This window comes from Priestia sp. P5_B4 (genome assembly GCF_056400385.1).
This window is the reverse complement of record NZ_JBFULJ010001234.1, coordinates 1-857: the sequence shown is the minus strand read 5'-3', so window position 1 is coordinate 857 and position 857 is coordinate 1. Positions and strand designations below refer to the sequence as shown.

Genomic DNA, 857 nt, shown 5'->3' with positions numbered 1-857 from the left:
GAGTAACAATGAAGAAATTTGGAGAGAAATACACCACTATGAACATTTCTTATTAAATGAACGGGGTATTTGAAAACAATTGTAAAAGCAAAGAAAAACGAAACTATAATGTAATCTAAATAGGAGCTAGAAGTGAAAAAAAGATATATAGGGTTACTAAGTGTATTAAGTGCTTTGGTGGTTATAGCATTTATTTGGTGGTTCCTCTTTGCACCTAGTTATCTTCAATTTGTACCAAATGGAGAATATCTTTCACAAAGTACTTCACCTAAAGGTGATTACATTGTGAAAATTTATCGCTCAAATGGTGGCGCCACTACTCCGTTCGCTATAAGAGGAGAATTAATCGATACAAACAAGACTTTCAATAAAAGAAAAAATATCTATTGGAACTATCCTCAAGAAACAGCCACAGTAAAGTGGATAAATAACGAAATAATTGAAATTAGTGGTCATACATTAAACGTTAAAAAGGATACATTTAATGCTAATGACATAAATAATTAAAATCTTTTTTCAAACAATTAAGCGCAATGAGAAGGGGGAGAAGATGATAATTGATAATAGGATCTTGAAGATAAAAAATCATGAAATAGACGATTCTTTATCTGAGCTTACAGATACAAAAATTTTGTTGAATTTCCAGCAAGCAATTACAAGCTTATATCCCCATCTAATACCTATACATGCCCATGCTTATTATGCTTGGGACGATATTGTTATGCCCTTGTTTTATGAAATGGTTTATAAGACTTTCACTTATAAATACGGCATCGAGATTGAGCCAGATGAAACACATCCCTATATGTTTAGTTTAAAATATTATCAAGGTATCCATCATTCAAGGTATCCATCAT

1 protein-coding gene and 1 pseudogene are annotated in these 857 nt (G+C 31.4%); both read left to right on the top strand.

Annotated elements, in window-relative coordinates; genetic code table 11:
- Positions 1-132 precede the first annotated feature (132 nt).
- A complete protein-coding gene (locus AC1DRF_RS30165) occupies positions 133-507 on the top strand; it encodes a DUF5412 family protein (protein ID WP_427076670.1) in 375 nt (124 codons plus the stop codon).
- A 46-nt stretch (positions 508-553) separates the two neighbouring features.
- Positions 554-857 (top strand): annotated as a pseudogene (locus tag AC1DRF_RS30160) (hypothetical protein); the annotation flags it as partial.